At 38.4% G+C, this 24,709-nt stretch carries 15 protein-coding genes and 1 pseudogene; 7 read left to right on the forward strand and 9 right to left on the reverse strand.

Annotated elements, in window-relative coordinates; all coding sequences use genetic code 11:
* Positions 1–38 precede the first annotated feature (38 nt).
* Together ACJVDH_RS12215 and purE are read left to right on the forward strand one after the other, a co-directional pair.
* Positions 39–1,178, forward strand: coding sequence for a 5-(carboxyamino)imidazole ribonucleotide synthase (locus ACJVDH_RS12215; protein WP_443943681.1), 1,140 nt, complete (start codon positions 39–41; stop codon positions 1,176–1,178).
* A gap of 32 nt (positions 1,179–1,210) precedes the next feature.
* Positions 1,211–1,696 (forward strand): 5-(carboxyamino)imidazole ribonucleotide mutase, encoded by a 486-nt coding sequence (gene purE / locus ACJVDH_RS12220; RefSeq protein WP_443943682.1) that lies wholly within the window; start codon positions 1,211–1,213, stop codon positions 1,694–1,696.
* Between the two features lie 80 nt (positions 1,697–1,776).
* On the opposite strand, the gene ACJVDH_RS12225 is transcribed toward purE, so the two are convergent.
* The gene (locus ACJVDH_RS12225; RefSeq protein ID WP_443943683.1) at positions 1,777–2,340 is read right to left on the reverse strand and encodes a YqgE/AlgH family protein; all 564 of its coding nucleotides are present in this window, start codon (positions 2,338–2,340) and stop codon (positions 1,777–1,779) included.
* Positions 2,341–2,385: 45 nt separating this feature from the next.
* On the opposite strand from ACJVDH_RS12225, the gene pdxH reads away from it, so the two are divergent.
* Entirely contained in the window at positions 2,386–3,036 is a 651-nt protein-coding gene (pdxH, locus tag ACJVDH_RS12230; RefSeq protein ID WP_443943684.1) for a pyridoxamine 5'-phosphate oxidase, read from the forward strand.
* A gap of 619 nt (positions 3,037–3,655) precedes the next feature.
* On the opposite strand, the gene ACJVDH_RS12235 is transcribed toward pdxH, so the two are convergent.
* The 6 genes from ACJVDH_RS12235 to ACJVDH_RS12260 form a co-directional block, all read right to left on the reverse strand.
* Positions 3,656–4,324, reverse strand: a complete 669-nt coding sequence (locus ACJVDH_RS12235; RefSeq protein WP_443943685.1) for a hypothetical protein — start codon at positions 4,322–4,324, stop codon at positions 3,656–3,658.
* A gap of 49 nt (positions 4,325–4,373) precedes the next feature.
* Positions 4,374–5,786 carry a RagB/SusD family nutrient uptake outer membrane protein gene (locus ACJVDH_RS12240; protein ID WP_443943686.1) on the reverse strand — a complete coding sequence of 471 codons (1,413 nt, stop codon included), beginning with the start codon at positions 5,784–5,786 and terminating at the stop codon, positions 4,374–4,376.
* Between the two features lie 12 nt (positions 5,787–5,798).
* Positions 5,799–8,837 (reverse strand): SusC/RagA family TonB-linked outer membrane protein, encoded by a 3,039-nt coding sequence (locus ACJVDH_RS12245; RefSeq protein ID WP_443943687.1) that lies wholly within the window; start codon positions 8,835–8,837, stop codon positions 5,799–5,801.
* Between the two features lie 582 nt (positions 8,838–9,419).
* Positions 9,420–10,091 (reverse strand): hypothetical protein, encoded by a 672-nt coding sequence (locus ACJVDH_RS12250; protein ID WP_443943688.1) that lies wholly within the window; start codon positions 10,089–10,091, stop codon positions 9,420–9,422.
* Between the two features lie 41 nt (positions 10,092–10,132).
* A complete protein-coding gene (locus ACJVDH_RS12255) occupies positions 10,133–11,545 on the reverse strand; it encodes a RagB/SusD family nutrient uptake outer membrane protein (RefSeq protein ID WP_443943689.1) in 1,413 nt (470 codons plus the stop codon).
* Positions 11,546–11,556: 11 nt separating this feature from the next.
* Positions 11,557–14,622 (reverse strand): SusC/RagA family TonB-linked outer membrane protein, encoded by a 3,066-nt coding sequence (locus ACJVDH_RS12260; RefSeq protein ID WP_443943690.1) that lies wholly within the window; start codon positions 14,620–14,622, stop codon positions 11,557–11,559.
* A 465-nt stretch (positions 14,623–15,087) separates the two neighbouring features.
* Between ACJVDH_RS12260 and ACJVDH_RS12265 the strand changes: the two genes are divergently transcribed.
* Entirely contained in the window at positions 15,088–15,984 is an 897-nt protein-coding gene (locus ACJVDH_RS12265; protein WP_443943691.1) for a 3-hydroxyacyl-CoA dehydrogenase family protein, read from the forward strand.
* A 31-nt stretch (positions 15,985–16,015) separates the two neighbouring features.
* Positions 16,016–17,038, forward strand: a complete 1,023-nt coding sequence (gene ruvB / locus ACJVDH_RS12270; RefSeq protein WP_443943692.1) for a Holliday junction branch migration DNA helicase RuvB — start codon at positions 16,016–16,018, stop codon at positions 17,036–17,038.
* A gap of 161 nt (positions 17,039–17,199) precedes the next feature.
* Here the strand turns inward: ruvB and ACJVDH_RS12275 are convergent.
* Positions 17,200–17,582 (reverse strand): annotated as a pseudogene (locus tag ACJVDH_RS12275) (GxxExxY protein).
* A gap of 120 nt (positions 17,583–17,702) precedes the next feature.
* Between ACJVDH_RS12275 and ACJVDH_RS12280 the strand changes: the two are divergent.
* The gene (locus ACJVDH_RS12280; RefSeq protein WP_443943693.1) at positions 17,703–19,211 is read left to right on the forward strand and encodes a GNAT family N-acetyltransferase; all 1,509 of its coding nucleotides are present in this window, start codon (positions 17,703–17,705) and stop codon (positions 19,209–19,211) included.
* 126 nt (positions 19,212–19,337) lie between these two features.
* Here ACJVDH_RS12280 and ACJVDH_RS12285 read toward each other — a convergent pair whose 3' ends face one another.
* Entirely contained in the window at positions 19,338–22,679 is a 3,342-nt protein-coding gene (locus tag ACJVDH_RS12285) for a TonB-dependent receptor (protein WP_443943694.1), read from the reverse strand.
* A 440-nt stretch (positions 22,680–23,119) separates the two neighbouring features.
* Here ACJVDH_RS12285 and lpdA point away from each other — a divergent pair, with 440 nt between their 5' ends.
* The gene (lpdA, locus tag ACJVDH_RS12290; RefSeq protein ID WP_443943695.1) at positions 23,120–24,508 is read left to right on the forward strand and encodes a dihydrolipoyl dehydrogenase; all 1,389 of its coding nucleotides are present in this window, start codon (positions 23,120–23,122) and stop codon (positions 24,506–24,508) included.
* Positions 24,509–24,709 lie beyond the last annotated feature (201 nt).

Below are 24,709 nucleotides of genomic sequence, written 5' to 3' on the forward strand. Positions count from 1 at the left end.
TGTTACTTTTGTGCAAAATTAGCAATATTTTCAACCTCATGGCAAAACAGATCAGCGATTTAAAATTGGGCATACTCGGCGGTGGACAATTGGGCCGCATGCTCATACAACAAGCAATCAACTACAACGTAACGTCTTTGGTGCTAGATCCTGATCCAGATGCGCCTTGTAAACACATTTGTAACCATTTCGAAAATGGTTCTATCACCGATTTTGATACCGTTTACAATTTTGGCAAAAAGGCAGATATCATTACCATTGAAATTGAAAAAGTGAATATCGATGCCTTAGAACAACTTGAAAAAGAAGGAAAACAAGTGTTTCCCCAATCGCGCGTCATTCGTCTGATTCAGGATAAGGGTGTACAAAAACAATTTTTTAAAGAAAACGATATTCCTACCTCGGCCTTTCAAATTGTAAATACGAAAGAAGACATTTTAAATAGTCCATTCCAATTTCCTTATATCCTGAAATTGCGCAAAGATGGTTATGACGGAAAAGGTGTAATGCGTATTAACAATGAAAACGATCTGGATAAAGCTTTTGACGCGCCTTGCATCATTGAAAAACTGGTAGATTTTGAAAAGGAAATTGCGGTAATTGTTGCACGCAATGCCAACGGCGATGTAAAAACCTTCCCGATGGTAGAAATGGAATTTAATCCGGAAGCAAACCTGGTAGAATTTTTAATTTCTCCGTCTACTTATGCCGAAAGTTTACAGCAAAAAGCAGAAAACATTGCCAAGCACATTGCATCTGCAATGAACATTACCGGAATTTTGGCGGTAGAAATGTTTGTAACAAAAGATGGAGAAATATTGGTCAATGAAGTTGCGCCAAGGCCACACAACAGCGGGCACCAAACCATAGAGGGCAATTATGTTTCGCAATTTGAGCAACATTTAAGGTCTATTTATAATTTGCCTTTAGGCGATACAACGAGCATTACAAATGCAATAATGATCAATCTGCTTGGCGAAAAAGGACATGATGGTGTTGCAAAATATGAGAATTTTGAAAAGGTTTTGGCTATAGATGGCGTATTTGTACATCTTTATGGAAAAAAATACACCAAGCCATTCCGCAAGATGGGACACGTAACCATTGTAGATATAGATCGGGAAAAGGCGATTGAAAAAGCCAGATATGTGCAAAAAACGCTAAAGGTTATTGCATAAAAATTGAAATAGAACAGCAAAAAAACAATATAATGAGTGAAATTAAAGTAGGCATAATTATGGGCAGCAAATCTGATTTGCCTGTGATGCAAGATGCTGCAGATATTTTAAAAGATTTTGGAATTGCATATGAAATTACAGTTGTTTCTGCGCATAGAACACCAGAAAGGATGTTCAACTATGCAAAAGAAGCTTCTTCACGTGGCTTAAAAGTCATTATAGCCGGTGCTGGTGGTGCTGCACATCTTCCAGGAATGGTTGCGTCTATTACAACACTTCCGGTAATTGGTGTTCCGGTAAAATCATCCAATTCTATTGATGGCTGGGACAGTATTTTATCTATTTTGCAAATGCCAAATGGTATTCCTGTGGCAACTGTGGCACTAAATGCGGCAAAAAATGCCGGTTTGTTGGCTACACAAATTTTAAGCACAGCTGATGATTCTTTAACCCTCAAAATGCAGGCTTATAAAGATGATTTGCGTAAAAAAGTAGAAGAAAGCGCAGACAGTATATAATTTAAAACCGGAAGTCTGACGTTCTGGCTAAACACCGAACGTTAGACTTCCGACTCTCAATTTCGGACCTCTGACTTTGTTTAATTCAAATTCGGATCAACCGGGAAATTACTGATGTGTGCATATTTCGGGCCTAAGTTTACCACCACATCTTTCCACAGCTTTTCATCATCACTTGCAAAAATCGAATCAACGTCGAACACATCGCCAACCATCCAGGCATTTTGCTCCATTTCTTTGTTTAACTGGTTGCTATCCCAACCAGAGTAGCCCATAAAAAACTTAATTTCGTCTGGTTCTATAGAATTGCTGTTCAATAAAACTTTCAGTGTTTCAAAATTTCCGCCCCAGTAAATTCCATTGCCAATCTCCTCGCCACTTTGCAATTTATCGTAACAACGGTGTATAAAATGTAATGTATCTGCCGCCACCGGGCCACCAAAATAAATGGGATTTCTTGCTTCCCATAAATCAGGAATTACATCGTTCAATATCAAATTCCCAACCTGGTTTAAAATATAACCCACAGTTCCTTCGTCACCGTGCTCAGCTAATAAGACTACAGACCTTTTGAAGTTGGGATCAGACATAAAAGGTTCAGAAATCAGTAATCTGCCCATTTTTGGTTTTATATTGTTCAGCATGACGTTTATCATTTGTGGCACCGCAAAAGATGCGTATTTTTGCGTATGCAAGTTAATAACGAATTTCTACAAAACCTGCGCCAAGATTACAAAAGCGCGTCCTTAGATGAGTCTGATGTGGATGATAATCCCATCGTTCAGTTTAAAAAGTGGTTTGAACACGCCGTTGATGCTCAGGTTTATGAACCAAATGTAATGACACTGGCCACCGCAGATAAATCTGGCAGACCCGACGCAAGAATTGTACTTCTGAAAGGCGTAGATCAGGATGGGTTTCGCTTCTTTACCAATTATTTAAGTGCAAAGGGTAAAGAGCTTAAACGCAATCCGTATGCCTGTCTGGTATTTTTTTGGCCAGATTTGGAGCGCCAGGTCAGAATTGAAGGCACTGTAGAAAAACTGGATAAAGAAACTTCAGAACATTATTTTAATACAAGACCAGTTGCCAGCCAGATTGGAGCATTGGTATCTCCTCAAAGCCAGATCATACCGAACCGTGAATTTTTAGAAGTAAAATTTGAAGAATTGAAAGAGAAAACCGGCGATAAAACCATTGCTAAACCAGCGCATTGGGGCGGTTACATTGTTAGACCTACCAGAATTGAATTTTGGCAAGGCCGAAGAAGTCGCTTGCACGACCGTATTAATTTTGAATGGACAAAAGGCGCTTGGGTAAAAAACCGATTAGCGCCATAGGCACAAATAAATAACTGTAAAATACAAATAGAGATCGGCTATCCAGCAAGATCTCTATTTTTTAACTAATCATTAACTAACCTAAATTTACTAGGAAGTACCTTTATATAATCGCTTTGGCTATCTAACGCCGCTACGGTAATTAATCTTTTTTTTGATATAAGAAAACTTAAAGCTTATATCTTTTTCTTGATGAATCAAATATCAGCAATAAACCAGCCCTGTTAAAAGTTGTATCGACGAATAATAGTGATGTATCGATAAATGAAATCCTGGCTTTTTTCTATTTGGATTTTAACAAAATTTAACTTCAATATTTTGTTAATTATGTTTTTAAACGCTAAACAAATACGCTGAAATGAACGTGTTTATGAAATCATAAGGTGATTTTTTAACCGGTTAACTTTATTTTCTATATAGTTTCCCAGCGCTCAGGTTTACATTTCATTTTACATGGTCATGAAAATTCCGAACGGGTATATTGTGACAAAAGAAGCTGATATAATCTATTATAACTGAAAAATAAAAAGAGAGGTGCCAAAAGCATCCTCTCTTTGGGAATAATACTTAATCATTTGTCCAATGGAATAAATCTGAACCGTACACTAAGAATTAAATATTAGAGTGCATTGTAGTGTATAAAAATTTTGATTAGGTCAGATTCTTCTTTACTATTCAATTTACCCTCCTCAATATAGGTCTTCATTTTTTCACCTTTAGTTCCAAAGAGCTTGATCAAGCTTTTTTTATCCGTTTGCAAAGGTACAACCTCGCCATTTTCAGATTTTACATAGAAATTTGTAGTTGAGGAAATTGTCTTTTCAACCGTTGCCGAGTTGTATTCTCTTGATTCGGTGATGATTTTTCCAGTTTTCTTGAGCAAAGTCATTGGGCCGTCTACCAATATTTGAACATAATTAGCCGGACTTAAACCTTTTGAGGATGATAAGCCTTTCTTAAAAACAGATGCAGGTATCGCTGTATCTGAGTTGAGTATTTTGAAAGTAGGTATATCTTGTGTAAAGCTCATGGCTATACCATCTTTTCCCTTAAATATTAATTGGTTTGAGATCAGATCTAGTTTAATATCAAGCGGACCAAATACTTTTCCATCTGCTGCCGTAACTTCTGATTTCATCCAATCTTCAGTAAGATACGGTGTACCTTTTACGTCCGCGTAAACATTTGTCTTTATAGGTGTTCCGTTAACATCCTGCATAAATAAACTTTGAGCTTTTGTTTTTGATACTATTGCACCGATTAGAAGGAGTATTAAATAATTTTTCATAGCATAAAATTATTAAAGCCTCAGAATAAAATCCTGAGGCTAGTTTAACTTAATACCCTGTATTTTGGGTCATATTAGGATTGGCATTCAATTCATCTTGAGGAATTGGCCCTATCCTTCTAAAATTAGAATATAAAATCGTTTGTGCCGCGGTGGGAAAAGCTGATGATCTTGCAATATCTCTTTTCAAACGGTTTAATGTATGGAGTCTATCTCCTTCAAAAGCGAGCTCTTTTCGTCTCTCGGTAATGATATCTTCAAGAAGTTGTGTTCCTGTTGATGCATATACCAAAGCGTTATCTCTTTTAGAAACCAAACCGTTCAGATAGCTAAGGGCAAGAACATCATTTGGAGTAGACTGACTATGAGCCGCTTCGGCCGCAATCAGATAAACATCTGAAAGGCGAATTACTTTTTTATCGTCACGATCGCCAGAAACAGCTTTAAATTTCGTTACTATATACGCTGGATTTTCTGCACTTGCTCTGGATCCTACAGTGATCAGGCTTCTTCTTACATCGGTACTGTTATACAAATTATAAAGTGCAGGTGCTGCCAATAAATCGCCATAACCTGCCTGACTGTACATATAGGCCAATTCATCTGTTCCTAAATTATACGTTGCGTCTGATACAACCTCAAATAAGGTTTCAATCTTAGTTGAGGTTTGCGATGCTGGATTTGCCCAGTACGCAACTAAGTCTGTCATCGGAACAAGCGTAAATCCGCTGTTGCTAATTACATCTTGAGCATAAGTTAAAGCTGTTGAATAATCGCCTTTAAACAAGGCAACTTTAGCCGCTATCGCCCTTGCTGCATACTTACTAATATAGGCCGTACCTCTGTAAGATGTAATTAGGCCGTAAGCCTGATCCAAATCTGACTGAATTTGACTATATACTGCTGCTGTTGTACTTCTGCTTGGTCTGAGTGAAGTATCATATACCAGTACTAAAGGTACGCCAGGGCCATTAGGTAAATCTGTATATGGACGGGCAAAATGCTGCAGCAACTCAAAATAACATAAAGCGCGAAGCGCATAGGCCTCGCCTTTGTATTGATTAACAGTAGTTGAGGAAGCAAGAGTTGCGTTGATAATATTATTTGCCCTTAGAATGGTCGTATATAAGGTACTCCAAATTCCGGCATATTCGCTGGAAGCAACGGTAAAAGAATACGCATTGAAAGTTGTGTATCTTCCCGAATTGGAAATGGATACAAAAACATTATCGCCCGCTACATCTCCAATTACCGGAATATTTCGCCCAAAGTTACTGGCATTTCTCAAACCCTGATACGCACCGCCTAAAGCAACCAGCATATCTTTCTCTGTACCTACCGCATCTGCTGTGGCTTGGCTGGTATAAGGTTTTTGCTCTAAGAACTCATCTTTACATGAACTCAGCACACTCAGTGAAAGTAATCCGCCAAGAAGTATTTGTTTATAAAAAGTTTTTTTCATGATTAGTTAAAATTAAAGTCCAACATTTACACCAAAGGTGATTGTACGTGGCATATAAACCGTAAAGTTTGTAGCACTTGTAGTGAATGCTTCCGGATCATAAGGAAGATTTTTATCTCTAACCCACGTGTATAAGTTAGATCCTCTGGCATACACTCTCAGGCTGTTTACGTTTAATTTACTCAATACACTTTTTGGTACCTGGTAACCTAAAGTCACGTCTCTTAAACGGATGTAATCGCCTTTGTATAAAAATCTGGTAGATGCAGAACTTGAGCTGTTGGTATTGTTGTATACATATTTAGGAACATTGGTTATGTCTCCGGCTTTTTGCCATCTGTCCATCTGTGCCGCAACTCTGTTGTATGAAGCATTTGCACCGTCAGATTGTGTGTAAGATGCCCAAGAATCACGTATCCAGTTGCCATAGCTATAATACAACATCGCCTCGAGGCTGAAACCTTTATAAGTGAAAGTATTGGTAAAGCTTCCAAAGCCTTTTGGATCAGATTGTTTGCCGGTATTCACTTGTTTTGCTGCGCTATAGCTACTGGTAGTTGCGGTTTTTGTCTCATCGGTATACCAAAGCGGATTACCATTTGCCGGATCTACGCCAGCCCACTCTCTCATATACCAGGTTCCAGCTGCTACACCTGGTGTATATAGATAGTAAGTGCTTAAGATAATTTGCTGTTGACCGTTAACGATTGATAAAATTTTGTTTTTGTTCAATGCAATGTTAAAATTCACATCCCATCTAAAATCTCCGGCGATGATTGGTGTACCAGAAACCGTGAACTCAAATCCTCTGTTTCTCATACTTCCTACGTTGTTACTATATGATGCAAATCCACTTGAAGTTGGAAGCGGTTCACTTAGCAGTAAATTAGAAGATTTTCTACTATAGTAATCAACATTAAACGCCAATCGTCCTTTGAAGAAAGCCATATCCACACCTAAATCAAAAGGTCGGTTATCTTCCCAAGTCAGGTTTACGTTACCAACTGATGATGGAGCACTTCCAGAGGTTGAATTATAATTGTAGCCATAGCTATATAAAGGTCTCCAATCGTAGTTACCGATGCCAGCATTACCATTTTTACCGTAAGAACCTCTGATTTTCAATTGGCTGATCCAGGAATATTGTTTAATAAAATCTTCCTGATCTAAGTTCCATGTTCCACCTACTGACCAAAAATTACCATAACGGTTTGTTGATCCAAAACGTGATGATCCATCGCGTCTGAAACTTCCCTGTAGTACATACTTTCCTTTATATGAAATATCTGCAATACTCAATAAGGAAGCAAATGTATAATCGGCATTTGTACCAGAAGCGGTATTTAAAACAGAACCTGCTGATGGAACATTGATTTCATAACTGGTAGGTAAACCTGTAGTCGTAACACTTGAAGTATAATAGCTTGATTTTTGAGCTTCATAACCACCACGGACATTTAACAACAACGATTTATCACTCAAAAAACTGGCAGAATAGTTCAATAAGTTTGTTGAAACCCAATTGAAATATCTCGTGTAATAACGATAAGAATAACCCCCTACTGTACGTCCATCTCCATAATCCGGATTCCAGTACATATCTTCTTCCATATTGTTGTAATCAATACCAATTTTTGACGTAAATTTCAGGTTAGGAAGAATTTTATATGCTAAATCTGCCGAACCTAAACCTTTGAAAAGGTTATATTTATTTTTATCGTATGCATTGATCATTACAGGATTGTATACACCTGAGGCAAAGTCTGCTGTTGAAACGTTAGGAGAAACACCATCTGCAGCGTATGCATTTTTGTAAGATGGAAGAAAGTAAGCCGCTAAAACTGGATTACGAAATGATCCGCCTGAATATGGACCAGATTGCCCCGCATTTGAAATATTTAGGTTTATACCAAAAGACAACTTATCATTATATGTATGTCTCAAATTGATATTACTCGTAATTCTGTTAAACTCAGAGCCAATTACCGTACCTTCTTGTTTAAAGTAACCGCCCGACAAACTGTAAACAGTTTTTTCGTTACCGCCACTTGCAGATAAGTTATATTGTTGTTGTTTACCTGTTTGCGTCACAACATCTAACCAATTGGTATTGTTGCTTTGTCTGGCTGTAGTTACAATTGTGTTGTCGAAATAATTGTATGCCGCATCAAGCGTAGTGAAATAGCCACCGTTTACCAAACCTTCTGCAGAAAGCTCGCGATACTGAGAAGCATCCAAAGGCTTGTTTGCATCACTTAAGTATGCAGCGTTTGCAATACCGTATTCTGCATCGAACTTTAGTTTGGTTTTTCCAGCTTTTCCGGTTTTAGTCGTGATTAGGATTACACCATTTGCCGCTCTTGAACCATAAATGGAAGCTGCCGAAGCATCTTTCAAAACAGTCATACTTTCGATATCGTTCGGGTTTATACCAGCTAGTGCATTTGTTGATGTCGCAATTCTGGCCAAATCTCCTGAATTGATTGGAACTCCATCCACCACATACAAAGGCTCATTACTTGCATTGATGGAACTTACCCCACGAATCCTGATTTGCTGAGCGGCTCCGGGCTGACCATTTCCAGCAATAGACATTACACCGGCAACTTTTCCTTGCAAAGCTTTATCAATCGAAGTAAATGGCGATTGCTCCAAATCCTTAGCTTTTACAATACCGATTGAACCAGTTTGCGTTAATTTGGTCTGCTCAGATCCGTAAGGAGACGCAATCGTTACTTCTTCTAAAGTTTTGGCATCTGTAACAAGTGCGACATTGATCACTCCAGTTTCACTAATGATTCTGGTGGTCGTGATGTAACCTAAAAAAGAAAACTCAAGAACCTGTCCGGCAGGTACCCGAATGGAATATTTACCTTCGGCACTTGTACTTACACCACCTTTTTCTCCTTTAATTTTCACACTAACACCAGGCAATGGAATTCCATCATCCTTGGCGGTTACCAGTCCGGTAACAGTCCTTTCTTGAGCTGAAACTTTCGTTGCCAGCAGAACGAAGAAGAACAACAAACATTTTAGTAGTTTTCTTTTCATTTACATTTAATTTTTAGTTTAATAGTTAATTAATATATATGCCGCACGATATCGCATCGCGGAGAATATTCGTGTTCAAAAAAATATTTGATTAGTAGAGGCGCACGATGTCCCGGACATAAATTCCAGGAAAAAGCCATTTGATTGGGTGGAAAAAACACCCGAATAATATGTTAAGGATATATTTCAACCTGCGGATACAGGGAAAAACCAAGAAAATACAGAAGTAATTTTAAATCGAATATGGTTGCTTTTAAGGATGAAACAATAGGGGTTGATATTTTTGGAAAAAGCTTTGCTTTTACCGATCAATTAAATTGAACATGGTAGAAATGCGTTTTCTTTCCTATTGCGAAAAAACATGATTATTGAAAAACTAAGAAATTAGTATAGATGAAGCGGGATTTTGTCTCGATATTCAGACAGATAACTTATAAAAATGCGAAAGATTCATTTTTTAGGATGATGAAATATTGCAGAGACATTTCAAAAAAGCTAAAGCAAAAAAAAATGCACCCCCGATACTGGGTGCATTTTTCACTTATAATTATAAAAACACTTCTATTGAATCAACAACATGAATCAAAGTGCATTATAATACGTTACAATTTTTATCAGATCATCTTCGTCTTTCAAATTCACCTTATTATCTTTCAAAAAGGCCTCAATCTTATCCTGGTGTGAAGAAAAATTCTGAGCAAAATTCTTTTTATTTAATACCAGGAGTATATTTTCCTTGTCTTCATTCACAAAATAATACACAATAGATGTGGTAATACTTTTATCTACCGTAGAAGAATTATATGCGCGACTTTCTGAGACAATTTTATTTGTCTTCTTGAGCAAAGTGGTTTTTCCTTCTGTAAGTACCTGCACAAAATCAGAAGCCCTTAACCCTTTCGAACCTGAAAATCCAGTTTTAAAAATTAGCGTTTTAGAATCTGATTCGTCTGGTTGTAACGCAAAAGAGGTAATATTTTCCGAAAAACTAAGCACCTCATTAACAGAATCTTTAAATAACAACTTATTGGCAATTAGGTCCATTTTAAGATCAGAAATATTGTATTTTTTCCCTGAAAGAGTTGTTACAGTCCCTTTGATCCAATTTTCAAAAAGATAAGGACTACCCGAAATATTCTCATAAGTATTGGTTTTAATGGGTTTTCCAGAAACATCCTGCATAAAATACCCCTGCGCTTGTACATTCACTGCGCCGATAGAACATGCTAAAAGAAAAATAACTAATAATTTCATGTTTAAGCGTTTTATGCGGTCTGAAGACAGACCAGTTTACATTAGTATCCGGCGTTTTGTACAATATTGGGATTTGCATTTAGCTCACTTTGAGGAATTGGACCTATACGCCTGAAATTCGAATATGGAATATTTAGTGCGGCGGCCGGGAAGACAGAAGATCTATTGACATCCCGCATCAGTCGATTTAACGTATGGTACCGATCTCCTTCAAAGGCAAGCTCCTTTCTTCGTTCTGTTATAATATCTTCTAAAAGCTGAGGGCCAGTACTTGTATAAACTAACGATGGGTCTCTTTGCGCCATCAATGTATTGAGGTATTGCAACGCAAGTACATCGTTAGAAGACGCTTGACTGTGTGCAGCCTCTGCTGCAATTAAATAAACATCAGACATCCGGACTACCTTTTTATCATCCCGATCTCCCGATACAGCTTGAAACTTTGTAACTATATACGCTGGATTTTCGGCTCCGCTTCTGGCACCAACAGTAATAAGCCCTTTACGAACATCAGTATCACTATACAAATTGTACAAAGCTGGTGCAGCCAGTAAATCGCCATAACCCTCCTGGCTAAACATATACGCAAGTTCATCTGTTCCCGAGTTATATATTTCATCAGACACTATTTCAAACAAAGTCTCAACACGTGTTGTAGTTTGTGGACTTACGGTAGCCCAAAATGAAATCACATTTGTTAGCGGTACAATAGAAAATCCACTATTATTAATCACATCTTCCGCATAAGTAAGCGCTGTTGTATAATCACCTTTAAATAGAGCAACTTTGGCCCAGAGTGCCCGGGCTGCATATTGATTAAAATATGCTGTCCCACGATAAGTCGTCATTAGTGAATAAGCCTGACCAAGGTCGGATTCAATTTGGTCATAAACCGAGCTTGTTGTACTTCGTGAAGCCAGTTGTGTTGGATCATAAGCCAAAACTAGTGGCACCCCTGCGCCATTTGGCAAATCGGTATACGGACGGGCAAAATGCTGTAAAAGTTCAAAATAACAAAGTGCCCTCAAAGCATAAGCTTCACCTCTATACTGATTAATCAAAGTACTTCCTTCCAAATTTGCATTTATGATATTATTCGCCCGGAGTATCGTTCTGTATAGAGAAGTCCAGATATCGGAATACTCGGCTGAAGAAACGTTAAATGAAAATGCATTATACGTAGTGTACCGCCCTGAATTCCTGATAGATACAAACACATTGTCTGCAGAGACGTCTCCCATAACAGGAATATTTCGCCCAAAAGTACTAGCTGTCCTTAATCCTTCATAGGTACCAGCTAACGCGACCATCATATCTGATTCTGTTGCAAGTGCTACATCAGTTGGAACATTAGTATAGGGTGTCAAATCAAGGAAGCTTTTTTTGCAAGCGCTAAACACACTTAATGTGACCGTGCACAGGATCAGCAAGTTTTTATATAAATTTCTTTTCATGATGTTATAAATTAAAGACCAAGGTTTACGCCAAACGTAATTGTTCTAGGCAAGTAAACCGTAAAATTCGTTGCAGTTGGGTTAGCAGAATTTGTTGCACTAGTAGTGTAGGATTCCGGATCATAAGGTAAATCTTTATCCCTTGTCCAGGTTAACAAATTACTCCCCCGAACATAAACTTTCAGATTACTGATTTTCAAGAAATTGACCACACTTTTAGGAAATTGATAGGCGAAAGTCGCATCTCTTAAACGGATATAATCTGCATTATACAGAAACCTGGTTGATGCAGAATTGGATTGATTTGTATTGTTGTATACATACCTTGGAACATCGGTAATGTCTCCCGGATTTTGCCATCTATCCATTTGTGACGCAACTCGGTTAAACGTGGCATTGGCACCATCAGATTGTGTGTAAGCAGCCCAGCTGTCACGAATAAAATTGCCATAACTGTAGTAGAACATAGCCTCAAGAGAAAAGCCTTTATACTGAAAGCTGTTGGTAAAACTACCGAAACCTTTAGGATCAGACTGTCTACCCGTATTCACCTGTGCCGCTGCACCATAACTGCTCGTTGTTGTGGTCTTACTGGCATCTGTATACCAAAGCGGATTACCATTTGCTGGATCTACGCCTGCCCATTGGCGCATATACCAGGTTCCGGCAGCATAGCCCGGTGCATATAATGAATATGTATTCAGAATCATTTGAGATTGGCCATCTGCAATAGTGAGGATCCTATTTTGATTTAATGAAATATTAAAATTCACATCCCACCTAAAGTTTGTGCTCTGAATAGGTGTTCCTGAAACAGACAATTCAAAACCCCGATTTCGCATGCTGCCAACATTGGCTGTGTACGATGTGAATCCAGTGGATGGGGGAGTTGGTACATCTAGTAATAAGTTGGTCGATTTTCTGGAATAGTAATCCATGTTGAGCGTAAGCCTATTTTTAAAGAACCCTAGATCAAGTCCAATATCAAATGGCGAATTTTCCTCCCAGGTCAAATTTACATTTCCCACAGAAGATGGTGCACTTCCCAGCAAGCTATTGTAACTGTTGCTATAACTGTACAATGCTCTCCAGTCATAGTTACCAATACCTGCATTTCCGTTTCTACCATATGAAGTTCTGATTTTTAACTGACTGATCCAGGAATATTGTTTAATAAATTCTTCCTGATCCATATTCCAGCTTGCCCCAATTGACCAAAAATTTCCATACTGATTATTAGATCCAAACCTAGACGAACCATCTCTTCTAAAACTGCCTGTCAAAACATACTTACCTTTGTAAGAAATATCTGCCAAACTTAACAGAGATGCAAACGAATAATCTTCATTCGTTCCATCTGCTGTATTCAATATGGATCCGGCCGATGGGACATTCACAGAATAATTACCTGGTAATCCATTTGTAATCACACTCGAATAATATAAACTGGATTTTTGTGCTTCATATCCTGCCCTGACATTTAAAACCAGGGATTTATCGGCTAGAAAACTGCCAGAATAATTCAATAAATTGGTCGATATCCAGTTGTAGTACCGGGTATAATACCGGAAAGAATAGCCATCTACATTTCGCCCGTCTCCATAATCCGGATTCCAATACATGTCTTCCTCAATATTATTGTAATCTATACCCAGCTTAGACGTAAATTTTAATCCGGGAAGGATTTTATAAGCAAGATCGACTGACCCTAACCCTTTGAGCGTGTTATTTTTATTGATATCGAATGCATCAACCATGACCGGATTATAAATATTTCCTGCCGGATAATCCACTAAAGATAAATTTGGGGACACTCCATCTGCAGCATATGGATTTTTATATGCCGGAAGGAAATAAGCAGCCAACACCGGATTACGAAAACTTCCACCAGAATATGGGCCGGATAATCCGGAATTTGATATATTCAGGTTCAAACCAAATGATAACTTTTCATTATAGTTATGCCTGATATTTGCATTGGCAGACACCCGATTAAACTCCGAACCAATAACTGTTCCTTCTTGTTTAAAATATCCTCCGGATAAACTGAAAACAGTTTTCTCAGTACCGCCACTTGCAGATAAATTGTATTGTTGTTGTCTGCCTGTTTGCGTAACCACATCTAGCCAATCGGTGTCGGTACCCTGCCTGGCGGCGGTTGCGATCGTGTTGTCATAATAAGAATAGGCATCACTCAGCGAGGTAAAATATCCGCCGTTCAGCAATCCTTCAGAAGTCAGCTCCCTATATTGTGCGGCATTTAACGGTTGATTTGCATCACTTAAAAACGCTGCATTTGCAATACCATATTCTGCGTCGAACCTAATTTTAGTCTGCCCCGCCTTGCCCGTTCTTGTGGTAATTAAAATAACACCATTCGCCGCCCTGGATCCATATATTGAAGAAGCCGATGCATCCTTCAAAACAATCATCGTCTCAATATCATTAGGATTAATTCCGGAAAGTGCATTAGTGGTTTCCGTGTTTCTTGACAAGTCACCGGAATTAATCGGTACACCATCAACTACGTAAAGCGGACTATTCTCAGCATTAATAGAACTTACGCCCCGAATTTTAACCTGCTGAGCCGATCCAGGTTGGCCGTTACCAGAAACGGACATTACTCCGGCAATTTTTCCCTGCAAAGCTTTATCAACTGAAGTAAAAGGCGATTGTTCCAGATCTTTAGCACCGACTATTCCAATTGAGCCGGTTTGTGAAGCCTTAGTTTGCTCTCGCCCATAACCAGTAGTTACGGTAATTTCTTCCAGGCTACGGCTGTCTTCAGATAACACTACATTCAGCAACAAGCTTTCCCCAATTAGCCGCTCTACCGTTACATAACCCAAAAAAGAAAATTCCAATATTTTACCTGCTGAAACACGAATAGAATATTTTCCATCCGCAGCGGTAATCACACCTACGCGTTCCCCTTTTAATTTCACACTTACACCGGGTAAAGGCGTCCCATCTTCTTTACCTGTTACGGTTCCTGTTATTGTTCTTTCTTGTGCGGACGCAGCTGTAACTACAAAGAGACTCAACAATAACAAACAATTAAGTAGTTTTTTTCTCATTTACACTTTAGTTTATTTTTAAATAATAGACAATTGCAAAAAATAAAATATGCTGCTGTGAACAGTCAAATTCAGTTTGGTTTCTAAAGGATAAATCAAGGAATGTGAATGGTTGTCCTTTTATTCGTTTTTTCTGATAAATTGGGGGGATTCCAAATGGGAAGTAACTCAGAACAAAAACGAAATCTGTTAATTTCTGATTTTAAACCCAGATCTTTTAGAACTTGATTTAACAAAAATTAACATGCGGCGAAATACCCTTTAATTGAGAAGATTAAAGAAGTGTGTCGATCAATAACATGTATGTGTCGATAAACCCAAGCAACATTCCTTTTTGCACTAAATTTCTAAAAGAGCAGTTTGTTATTTAATAGTCTGAATAAGTTTATTCGTCATTCTCTATTGAACATCCCTCAGAAATCATAAATTAGCAAGGGAACATTTAATACCTAACCAATACACCTCATGATTAAAAACATATCTGTAATCGGCTCCGGAACAATGGGAAACGGCATCGCCCATACTTTTGCCCAGTTTGGCTTTTCAGTAAAACTGGTTGATATCAACCAATCTGCACTTGATGCAGCGCTAAATACAATTGTAAAAAATCTGGATCGGCAAATTACTAAAGGTCATCTTACGGAGCAGCAAAAATATGATACATTAAATAACATCGAAACCTATACATCAATCTCAGATGGTGTGAAAACCGCAGATCTGGTTGTAGAAGCAGCTACAGAAAATGCCGATCTTAAATTGAATATCTTCAAAGAATTAGACCAGCACGCGCCAAAAAATGCAATTCTGGCCAGCAATACATCATCCATCTCCATCACACAAATTGCGGCTGCAACGCAACGTGGCGATAAAATTATCGGAATGCATTTTATGAATCCTGTACCTGTAATGAAACTGGTAGAGGTAATTCGTGGTTACGCGACAAGCGATGAAACCACTGCACTAATTATGGTATTAGCCGAAAGTCTGCAAAAAACGCCTGTAGAAGTAAATGATTATCCGGGTTTTGTGGCCAACCGCATTTTGATGCCGATGATTAACGAAGCGATATACACCCTTTTTGAAGGTGTTGCCGGTGTTTATGAAATAGATACTGTAATGAAACTCGGAATGGCACATCCGATGGGGCCTTTACAGCTTGCAGATTTTATCGGTCTGGATGTCTGCCTCGCCATTTTAAATGTATTACATACTGGTTTCGGCAATCCGAAATATGCACCTTGTCCGTTATTGATAAATATGGTTGCAGCGGGCAAAAAAGGGATTAAAAGTGGCGAAGGATTTTACAAATACACAGCCGGTTCAAAAGAGTTAATCGTTTCAGATAAATTCAAAAGATCCTAATTTTTTTAGCATTTAATTTTATATTTGCCCTATGAATGAACATTTGGATCCAGATGCGAGCCACCTTACCCCTACCGATCGGGATATTGAGCGTGTATTGAGGCCTCAAGCTTTTGAAGATTTCACCGGACAGGAAAAGGTTATGGAAAACCTTAAAATTTTTGTTCAGGCGGCAAAACTTCGTGGCGAAGCGCTGGATCATGTTTTACTTCATGGCCCTCCGGGTTTAGGGAAAACCACACTTTCGCATATCATCGCCAATGAAATGGCCACAGGTATTAAAGTTACTTCTGGTCCGGTGCTGGATAAACCTGGAGATTTAGCCGGTTTACTTACTGGATTGGACACCGGAGATATTCTTTTCATTGATGAAATCCATCGATTATCGCCTTTGGTAGAAGAATATCTGTACTCGGCAATGGAGGATTTTAAAATCGATATTATGCTCGAAACCGGCCCTAACGCCCGTTCAGTTCAAATTTCTTTAAATCCTTTTACGCTTGTAGGTGCAACCACACGATCTGGTTTATTAACCGCACCTTTACGTGCACGTTTCGGAATTAATGCCCGTTTGGCGTATTACGATGCAAAACTCTTAACAACAATTGTACTTCGGTCATCTGATATTCTGAAAACACCTATAAGTGATGAAGGCGCTTATGAAATTGCAAGAAGAAGTCGCGGTACGCCGCGTATTGCAAATGCGTTGCTTAGACGCACGCGCGATTTTGCTCAGATCAAAGGCAATGGAACTATTGATACCGAAATTGCCCGCTATGCTTTAAATGCGTTGAATGTAGATGAACATGGCTTGGATGAAATGGACAATAAAATTCTGATTACGATTATCGATAAATTCAAAGGCGGACCTGTAGGCTTAAAAACCATCGCGACAGCAGTTGGAGAAGATGAAGGTACTATTGAGGAAGTTTATGAGCCATTTCTAATTCAGGAAGGATACATTATGCGAACTTCAAGAGGCAGGGAAGTAACCGAAGCGGCATATAAACATCTGAAGAAGAATTTCCCTGGTCAAACCGGGAAGTTGTTTTAGGGCGATAACTTAATTGCCTTTTTTATATTTTCCTTAAATCTTCCCGCGGATCAAACCCGGATAAATACGCTGATCTTCGCTGACTTGCCCGATATAAATCTCGTTAAATCTGCGCCCCTTTTCTGCGAAAATCTGCGGGAGATGCTAATAATCAAATCTTCCTAAACATCCAAACCATTAACCTTTCTGAAAATTCCATCAGTAATTTGACTCACATTAAAATTCACCAGTAAACCTAATTTCAAACCTGATAATTTGAGATAGGTAATCAATTGTTTGTGATGCACATCCAAAATTCGTTCAATCGACTTTATTTCTATCACGACTTTTTCTCCACAATCAAATCCATTCTATATCCAACATCCATTTTTATGCTTTCATAATACATTGGCAATGGAACCTGGCGCTGGACCAAAAGACCTTGTTTCTCCAACTCATATTTTAAAGCAACCTCATAAGCGGACTCCAGCAAACCTGGACCAAGTTGATTGTATACATTAAAAATGGAACCTCGGATGATGTAGGAGATTTGGTTTTCTTTCATTCACTAATTTAACGAATCAAACATTTCTGTAAAGAATAAATTATTTTTCATTGCGCCATACCTGCATCCCCATAAAACATTAAACCTCTTCATCTGTTGCTACAGTACAAATGAAGATTTATGAATATTGAAATACGCAAACTGACGCTTGAAGATTATGCCGATTTAAAAGAATCTATGTTGCAAGCTTATGACAGCATGGGCGGGCAAATCTGGCCGAAATCGAGCATCGCAAAACTATTGAAAATTTTCCCGGAAGGACAACTTTGTATTGCAGTTGATGATAAAGTGGTGGCCTGTTCGCTCTCTATTATTGTAGATTATACGGAATATGGCGATCGGCATACTTATAAATTAATTACCGGCGATTATTCTTTCTCCACGCATGATCCGAATGGAGATACCTTATACGGAATTGAAATTTTTGTACATCCTGAATACCGCGGCTTACGCCTCGGCAGACGATTGTATGAAGCCAGAAAAGAGCTTTGCGAAGGTTTAAATCTAAAAAGTATTATTGCCGGGGGCAGAATACCGGGTTACCACGCCTACGCGGAAACACTTACGCCACGCCAGTATATTGATAAGGTAAAAGCCAAAGATATATACGATCCAACACTTACATTTCAGATCTCGAATGATTTTCACGTAAGGAAAGTATTGAAAAATTATCTTCCCGGAGATCACGAATCTAAAGAGTTTGCTACACTGATTGAATGGAATAACATTTATTACCAAGGTGTAGATGCCTCGGCGAGATCGGCTATGACCATTCGTTTAGGCCTTGTACAGTGGCAAATGCGTCTTTTTCCGGATATGGAAAGTTTTTATGAGCAGGTGGAATTTTTTGTTGATGCAGTAAGCGGATATAAATCTGATTTTATCATGTTTCCAGAACTGTTTAATACGCCGCTTCTTCAGCCTTACAACCATTTACCAGAGATTGAAGCCATGCGGAAACTGGCAGAAAAAACAGAAGAAATTGTGCAGAAAATGCATGAATATGCACTAAGCTATAATGTAAATATTATTACGGGTAGCATGCCTTTACTAGACAATGGCAAACTGTATAATGCAACCTATTTGTGCCATAGAACCGGCAAGATTGATGAGTTTAGAAAAATCCACATCACGCCGAATGAACAAAAATATTATGGTATGGTTGGCGGCGATAAATTGCAGGTTTTTGATACCGATTGTGGCAAAGTCGGGATCTTAATTTGTTACGATGTAGAGTTCCCGGAACTCAGCAGAATTTATGCCGATCAAGGTATGCAGATTCTCTTTGTTCCTTTTCTTACAGACACGCAAAATGGCTACACGCGCGTAAGACATTGCGCCCAGGCACGCGCAATTGAAAATGAATGTTATGTAGCCATTGCAGGTTGCGTAGGTAATTTGCCGAAAGTAAATAATATGGATATTCAGTTTGCACAATCTGCGGTGTTCACACCTTCCGATTTTGCCTTCCCTACAAATGCCGTAAAAGCAGAAGCAACACCAAATACAGAAATGGTATTGGTTGTAGATGTTGATCTTCATTTGTTAGATGAATTACACCATTACGGAACGGTAAAAGTGTTGAAAGATAGACGAAAAGACTTGTATCAAACTAAGCTGTTGAAGTAATTATTAAAGATATTTTTAAAAGGCTTTCCAAATTGGGAAGCCTTTTTTGTGTGGCAGAAAAATTTGGCTTAAATAAAAAAATCCCGGCTTGTGGCCGGGATTTTTAAGTTATAATTTGAATTTGTATTAGTTAAAGATATAACGAACACCAAATTGCATGTAGTAAGTAGAAGAAATAGTTTGTGAAGTTCCATAAGTGCTTCTAACCAAATCATTTTGAGATGCTGCTAATCTGAAAACAGGCTTGGTAGTTGCGTTAATTGCAGATACGTTTCTAGGTACTAAAATCGCTGCATTATTCACAAAGTTTATATTACCCCATTTGCGGTTTAACAAATTACCGAAGTTAAAGATGTCTGCAGTAAATTGGAATGAATTTTTTGAATTACCGATATTTTTGAAAATTTCTTGAGTAATTCTCAAGTCAAACTGATGTCTCCAAGGTAGTGTTGCTGCATTACGTTCTGCATATTCACCCTGGTGCTTGCTCAAGTATGGATCCTGAGCAATATAGGCGAAAAATGCGTCACTTTGCTCTTGAGCTGAATATGCTCTACCATAACCAGAAGTTCCAGCAGGAATTGCTTCGAAAGTAATTTCAGATGCGTTACGAGGGATGTAAATCAAATCATTGGTTTGACCATCTCTGTTAAAATCTGCACTATAATAGTAAGAGAATCGACCTTGTTGAGAACCTTGATAAAATAGTGACAATGATGTTGCAAGATTACCAATATATTCTTTTCTATAAGAGATATTCGCAACAATACGATCAGGATTCAAGTTTTGAGAGTAACTCAATGAAGGAGAATTCGCACTACCTGAAGTGTATGGCAGAGACCATAAGTTTAACAACTGATCTCCACTTTGATCTCCAAAGTTACGTTGGTCAGATCTAGTATAGGCAATCATTGCAGAAAGTCCACTACCAAATTGTTTGGTCAACTGTGCTGTTGCCTGCCAGTTGTAACCACCTTTAGTATTTTTCATTTGAACAACGTTCAATGCAGAGGTACCAGTTGCACTTACAGCGCCAGCGCTTGTAATGTTAACAACCTGTCTTCCATTAACAGAACTTGGGTAAAAATATCTTGTATCTGCATAACCGTTAACTTGGATTGTTGGATCTTTTAAGTTTACATTTTCGGCAACAACTACATTTAGTTCTTTACCGTAAATTCCTTCCAATGTACCTACTACACCCCAAGGCAATTTAACATCGAATGCTAAACTTGATTTCCATGTTTGAGGAAACTTTAAGTCTGGAGATAACGAGCTAATTGTACCTGGGATACTGGTTCCTGCAGCAGGTGCAGTAGAAGTCAAATTAGGTGCAATATTTGGACTGAAGAACGGAGTATTAGCACCAGAATAAACCTGAGTGTATTGTAATAATCCAGCATCTCCAGATTGAGATACTAACCAAACAAACGGCACACGGCCAGTGAAGATACCAGAACCTCCACGAACTTGGAAAGAACGGTCACCCAATACGTCCCAATTAAAACCAAAACGAGGAGAGTAGGTTAATTTATTTTGAGGCAAAACACCTGTATCAACTTTCTGTCCGTTTACGAAAGTTTGCGCTGCAACTAATGGATGTGTTCTGATTTCAGATACATCTGGATAAGTTGCCTGCTCCACACGTAAACCAGCAGTTAACTTAAAACGATCTGAGATTGTAAACTCATCTTGAATATACGCAGAGTACTGTGCGAATTTAAAGCTTGGATATGCTTGAGTGCCATCGGCGGTTAATGGATAAGTTACCGAATATTGTAACGGTCTTTGATTAGTAATAAAATCATTCCAAGAAGCAAACGTGTAAAACCCAGTCCCAAAACGTTGGAAACCATTTTTAGTTGTACTGAATTCTGCCTGAGCACCTAAAGTAATGTTGTGTTTACCTAAAGCTAAAGTCAAATCATCACTATATGTATAACCTTTAACATCTCTTAAGTTTCCATAAGTAAATGCTTCGTAACCAAACGTCGTCAAAACGTTACCTGCCGATGTTGCAGATTGACTTCCGTCCAAAATATCTACCAAAGGGAAAGGAGAACTATCCGAGGTACGAGGGTCATTTTGGTGCGAATATGTTACACGCGCAACATTTGTAACTTTACTACCAAAGTTTGAGTTTAACTCAGCAACTGCAGAATATAAGTTAGCTGCTTGATAATAGTTTGAATTTGAGAAATTTAGACCAGCGTTTGTTGCAGAACCAGATCTCGAGTTTCCATAACCTAAATTACCTGTAACACCAGAACCACTAACTGAAGTAGATGCAGAACTTGGTGACTGGCTTTCTACCTGATTATAACGAACGCTAAAACGGTGATTTTTTGAAATGTTCCAATCTAAGCGGGCGAACATCTTTTCATTATCACTGATATTGGAGTAACCTTGATAAACACCTGGATTGTATCCGTAAGTGTTTTGCAAATAAGTTTTAACTCCATCCAAAAAGCTTGCAGTTGCAGGAGCTACAGTTGTTAGACTGCCGAAAGGCTGACTTGGAGTAGCAGCAATTCTGTTGTTTCCTGGTTCTATGGTATGTTTTTTTTCATAGTTCACAAAGAAGAACAATTTGTCTTTAACAATTGGTCCACCTAAGCTAAAGCCATAGTTTTTTTCATCAAGTTTTTGAACTGCTGAAGCTGGAATTCTATAGCTCTCTCCGATTCTTTTTCCTTGCTGATCATCACCGCGCATAGTATAAAATGCACTTCCACTAAACGTGTTTGTACCTGAACGTGTAACCGCGGTCACCGAACCACCGGTAAATCCTGACTGACGTACATCGTAAGGAGTTACGTTAATTGAAATCTGCTCCAAAGCGTCGATAGAAATCGGCGATCCGTTAGCCGGAATGTTCTGACCAATACCAAACTGGTTATTGAAGTTTGCACCATCTACGGTGAAATTGTTTGAACGGTAGTTACCACCGCCAATTGAAGTACCATTAGCTTGTGGTGTTAAACGGGTTAAATCATTCACACTTCTGCTAATTGTAGGCAAACTTTGAATCTGTTGTCTTGTAACAACTGTATTCGCACCATTTTTATTAGAATTCATAATTGAATTGTTACGACCAACAACTTTAACTTCTTCTAAAGTTGAGCTGTTATCAGACAATTCTACGTTTTCTACATAAGGCTCACCTAATTTCAGATAGATATCTGTTTGTTTAAGTGTGTTATACCCTACAAAACTGATTTCAATAGTGTAAGGCCCGCCAACACGCATACCACCAATGGTAAAGCGGCCATCGTTGTTGGTTGAAACCGAATACACGGTACCTGTTGGGGTATGTGTAGCCTTAACGCTAGCACCGGGTAGTGCACCTTTTGCGTCTCTAATTGTACCGGTCATTGATGAGGTAGTTACCTGAGCATTAGCTCCAAACGTAAAACCCACTACAGCAACGAATAGCAGCACGAATCTTAAAAGTAAAGATTTCTTCATACTTTGTTTTTTAAATGTTTTTTTTGTTGTTGAATAAGTCAGTAAATGAATTATTCGACAAATGTAGGGAATAAAATTTAACACATTTTAACATCCAATATTAAATTATCGTTAAATAGTTCAAAACTTTTCAACATTTAACATGAAAATCGCACTGCTAAGTTGCACTTTACCAATTGTTTGAAGCCATGTACCGAAATTTGTCTCTACAATGGCCTAACTTTACTTTCCCAGGGTGTTTATAAAGTTTTTGTAAGGACTTTGCGAATTATCGTTTATTAAGAAACATTTTTTTAGTTTTGACGATAATTTGGATTCAGGTCATCCTGAATTTAATCGTAAAATAAGGTAAGCAGGTAAAATCCGAAACGGTTGGTTTCCTTTTGTCCAAAACTTACACAAAAGAAAGAACAATTAAAAGCAAACTTCTTTAAATAGATATGAATTACGACGTTATTGTTTTAGGCAGCGGCCCTGGAGGTTATGTAGCTGCAATCAGAGCTTCACAATTGGGAATGAAAGTTGCCATTGTTGAGCGCGAATCTTTAGGTGGTATTTGTTTAAATTGGGGTTGTATCCCTACAAAAGCATTGTTAAAAAGTGCACAAGTATTTGAATACATTAATCACGCTGCTGATTATGGTATAACTACTACAGAAGCCAAGGCAGATTTCCCGGCAATTATCAAACGTAGTCGCGGTGTTGCAGATGGTATGAGTAAAGGTGTTCAGTTTTTGATGAAGAAAAATAAAATTGACGTCATCATGGGCACTGGAAAAGTAAAATCAGGCAACAAACTAGAAGTTAAAGGCGCAGATGGTTCTCAAAAAGAACTAACAGCTAAAAACATTATTATTGCCACTGGCGCACGCTCAAGAGAATTGCCAAACCTGAAACAAGATGGGAAAAAAGTAATTGGCTACCGCCAGGCAATGGTTCTGCCTGAACAACCTAAAAGTATGGTTGTTGTAGGTTCTGGTGCCATTGGTGTAGAATTTGCCTATTTCTACGCTACAATGGGTACTAAAGTTACCATTGTAGAGTTTATGGAAAATGTTGTTCCGGTAGAGGATGAAGATGTTTCTAAACAATTGTTGCGCAGCTTGAAAAAAGTTGGAATTGATGTGATGACATCTGCAAGTGTAGAATCTGTAGATACTGCGGGCGCAGGTTGCAAAGTATCTGTTAAAACTGCTTCTGGTATGCAAACCATCGAAGCAGATATCGTACTTTCTGCTGCTGGTATTGTTGCAAACATCGAAAACATCGGACTGGAAGAAGTTGGCATCAAAACCGAAAAAGGAAAAATCGTTACAGATGAGTTTTACAATACATCAGTTAAAGGTTATTATGCCATTGGCGATGTTGTAGGCGGACAAGCTCTAGCGCACGTGGCATCTGCAGAAGGAATTATCTGTGTAGAAAAAATTGCTGGTCAGCATGTAGAGCCTTTAGATTATAACAATATCCCGGGTTGTACGTATTGTACTCCAGAAATTGCATCTGTTGGTTATACAGAAAAAGCAGCTAAAGCAGCAGGTTATGAGTTAAAAATTGGTAAGTTCCCGTTCTCAGCTTCTGGAAAAGCTAGTGCTGCCGGTGCAAAAGATGGTTTTATCAAATTAATTTTCGACGCAAAATACGGCGAATTACTCGGTGCACACATGATTGGTGCTAACGTAACTGAGATGATTGCTGAAATTGTTGTAGCACGTAAATTGGAAACTACCGGTCATGAAATGATTAAATCGGTACACCCTCACCCAACAATGAGTGAAGCCATTATGGAAGCTGCCGCTGATGCATACGGCGAAGTAATACATTTGTAAGTCAATACAATACAAATATTAAAAGGCGGTAGTTATTAAAACTACCGCTTTTTTTGTTTACAGGCATCTCCAAAAATGGCTATTGATACATGAATTTTGGCGAAGGATTTCCTAATGAACTCCTGACTAATGACTATTGACTCGTGAACTAATTCCAAACATTTAAAGATTGAGGCTGTTGAATTTTAGAGGCTAATCAAA

The sequence above is a fragment of the Pedobacter terrestris genome (assembly GCF_052343045.1).
In the GTDB taxonomy this organism is placed as follows: domain Bacteria; phylum Bacteroidota; class Bacteroidia; order Sphingobacteriales; family Sphingobacteriaceae; genus Pedobacter.

Excerpts from the sequence above, each read along its gene's own strand:
- ACJVDH_RS12265 (WP_443943691.1), top strand. The coding sequence starts at position 15,088 with ATGATTAAAAACATATCTGTAATCGGCTCCGGAACAATGGGAAACGGC.
- pdxH (WP_443943684.1), top strand. The coding sequence starts at position 2,386 with ATGCAAGTTAATAACGAATTTCTACAAAACCTGCGCCAAGATTACAAA.
- ACJVDH_RS12255 (WP_443943689.1), bottom strand. The coding sequence starts at position 11,545 with ATGAAAAGAAATTTATATAAAAACTTGCTGATCCTGTGCACGGTCACA.
- ACJVDH_RS12235 (WP_443943685.1), bottom strand. The coding sequence starts at position 4,324 with ATGAAAAATTATTTAATACTCCTTCTAATCGGTGCAATAGTATCAAAA.
- ACJVDH_RS12280 (WP_443943693.1), top strand. The coding sequence starts at position 17,703 with ATGAATATTGAAATACGCAAACTGACGCTTGAAGATTATGCCGATTTA.
- ACJVDH_RS12250 (WP_443943688.1), bottom strand. The coding sequence starts at position 10,091 with ATGAAATTATTAGTTATTTTTCTTTTAGCATGTTCTATCGGCGCAGTG.
- ACJVDH_RS12260 (WP_443943690.1), bottom strand. The coding sequence starts at position 14,622 with ATGAGAAAAAAACTACTTAATTGTTTGTTATTGTTGAGTCTCTTTGTA.
- ACJVDH_RS12285 (WP_443943694.1), bottom strand. The coding sequence starts at position 22,679 with ATGAAGAAATCTTTACTTTTAAGATTCGTGCTGCTATTCGTTGCTGTA.
- ACJVDH_RS12240 (WP_443943686.1), bottom strand. The coding sequence starts at position 5,786 with ATGAAAAAAACTTTTTATAAACAAATACTTCTTGGCGGATTACTTTCA.
- ruvB (WP_443943692.1), top strand. The coding sequence starts at position 16,016 with ATGAATGAACATTTGGATCCAGATGCGAGCCACCTTACCCCTACCGAT.
- purE (WP_443943682.1), top strand. The coding sequence starts at position 1,211 with ATGAGTGAAATTAAAGTAGGCATAATTATGGGCAGCAAATCTGATTTG.
- ACJVDH_RS12215 (WP_443943681.1), top strand. The coding sequence starts at position 39 with ATGGCAAAACAGATCAGCGATTTAAAATTGGGCATACTCGGCGGTGGA.
- ACJVDH_RS12245 (WP_443943687.1), bottom strand. The coding sequence starts at position 8,837 with ATGAAAAGAAAACTACTAAAATGTTTGTTGTTCTTCTTCGTTCTGCTG.
- ACJVDH_RS12225 (WP_443943683.1), bottom strand. The coding sequence starts at position 2,340 with ATGCTGAACAATATAAAACCAAAAATGGGCAGATTACTGATTTCTGAA.
- lpdA (WP_443943695.1), top strand. The coding sequence starts at position 23,120 with ATGAATTACGACGTTATTGTTTTAGGCAGCGGCCCTGGAGGTTATGTA.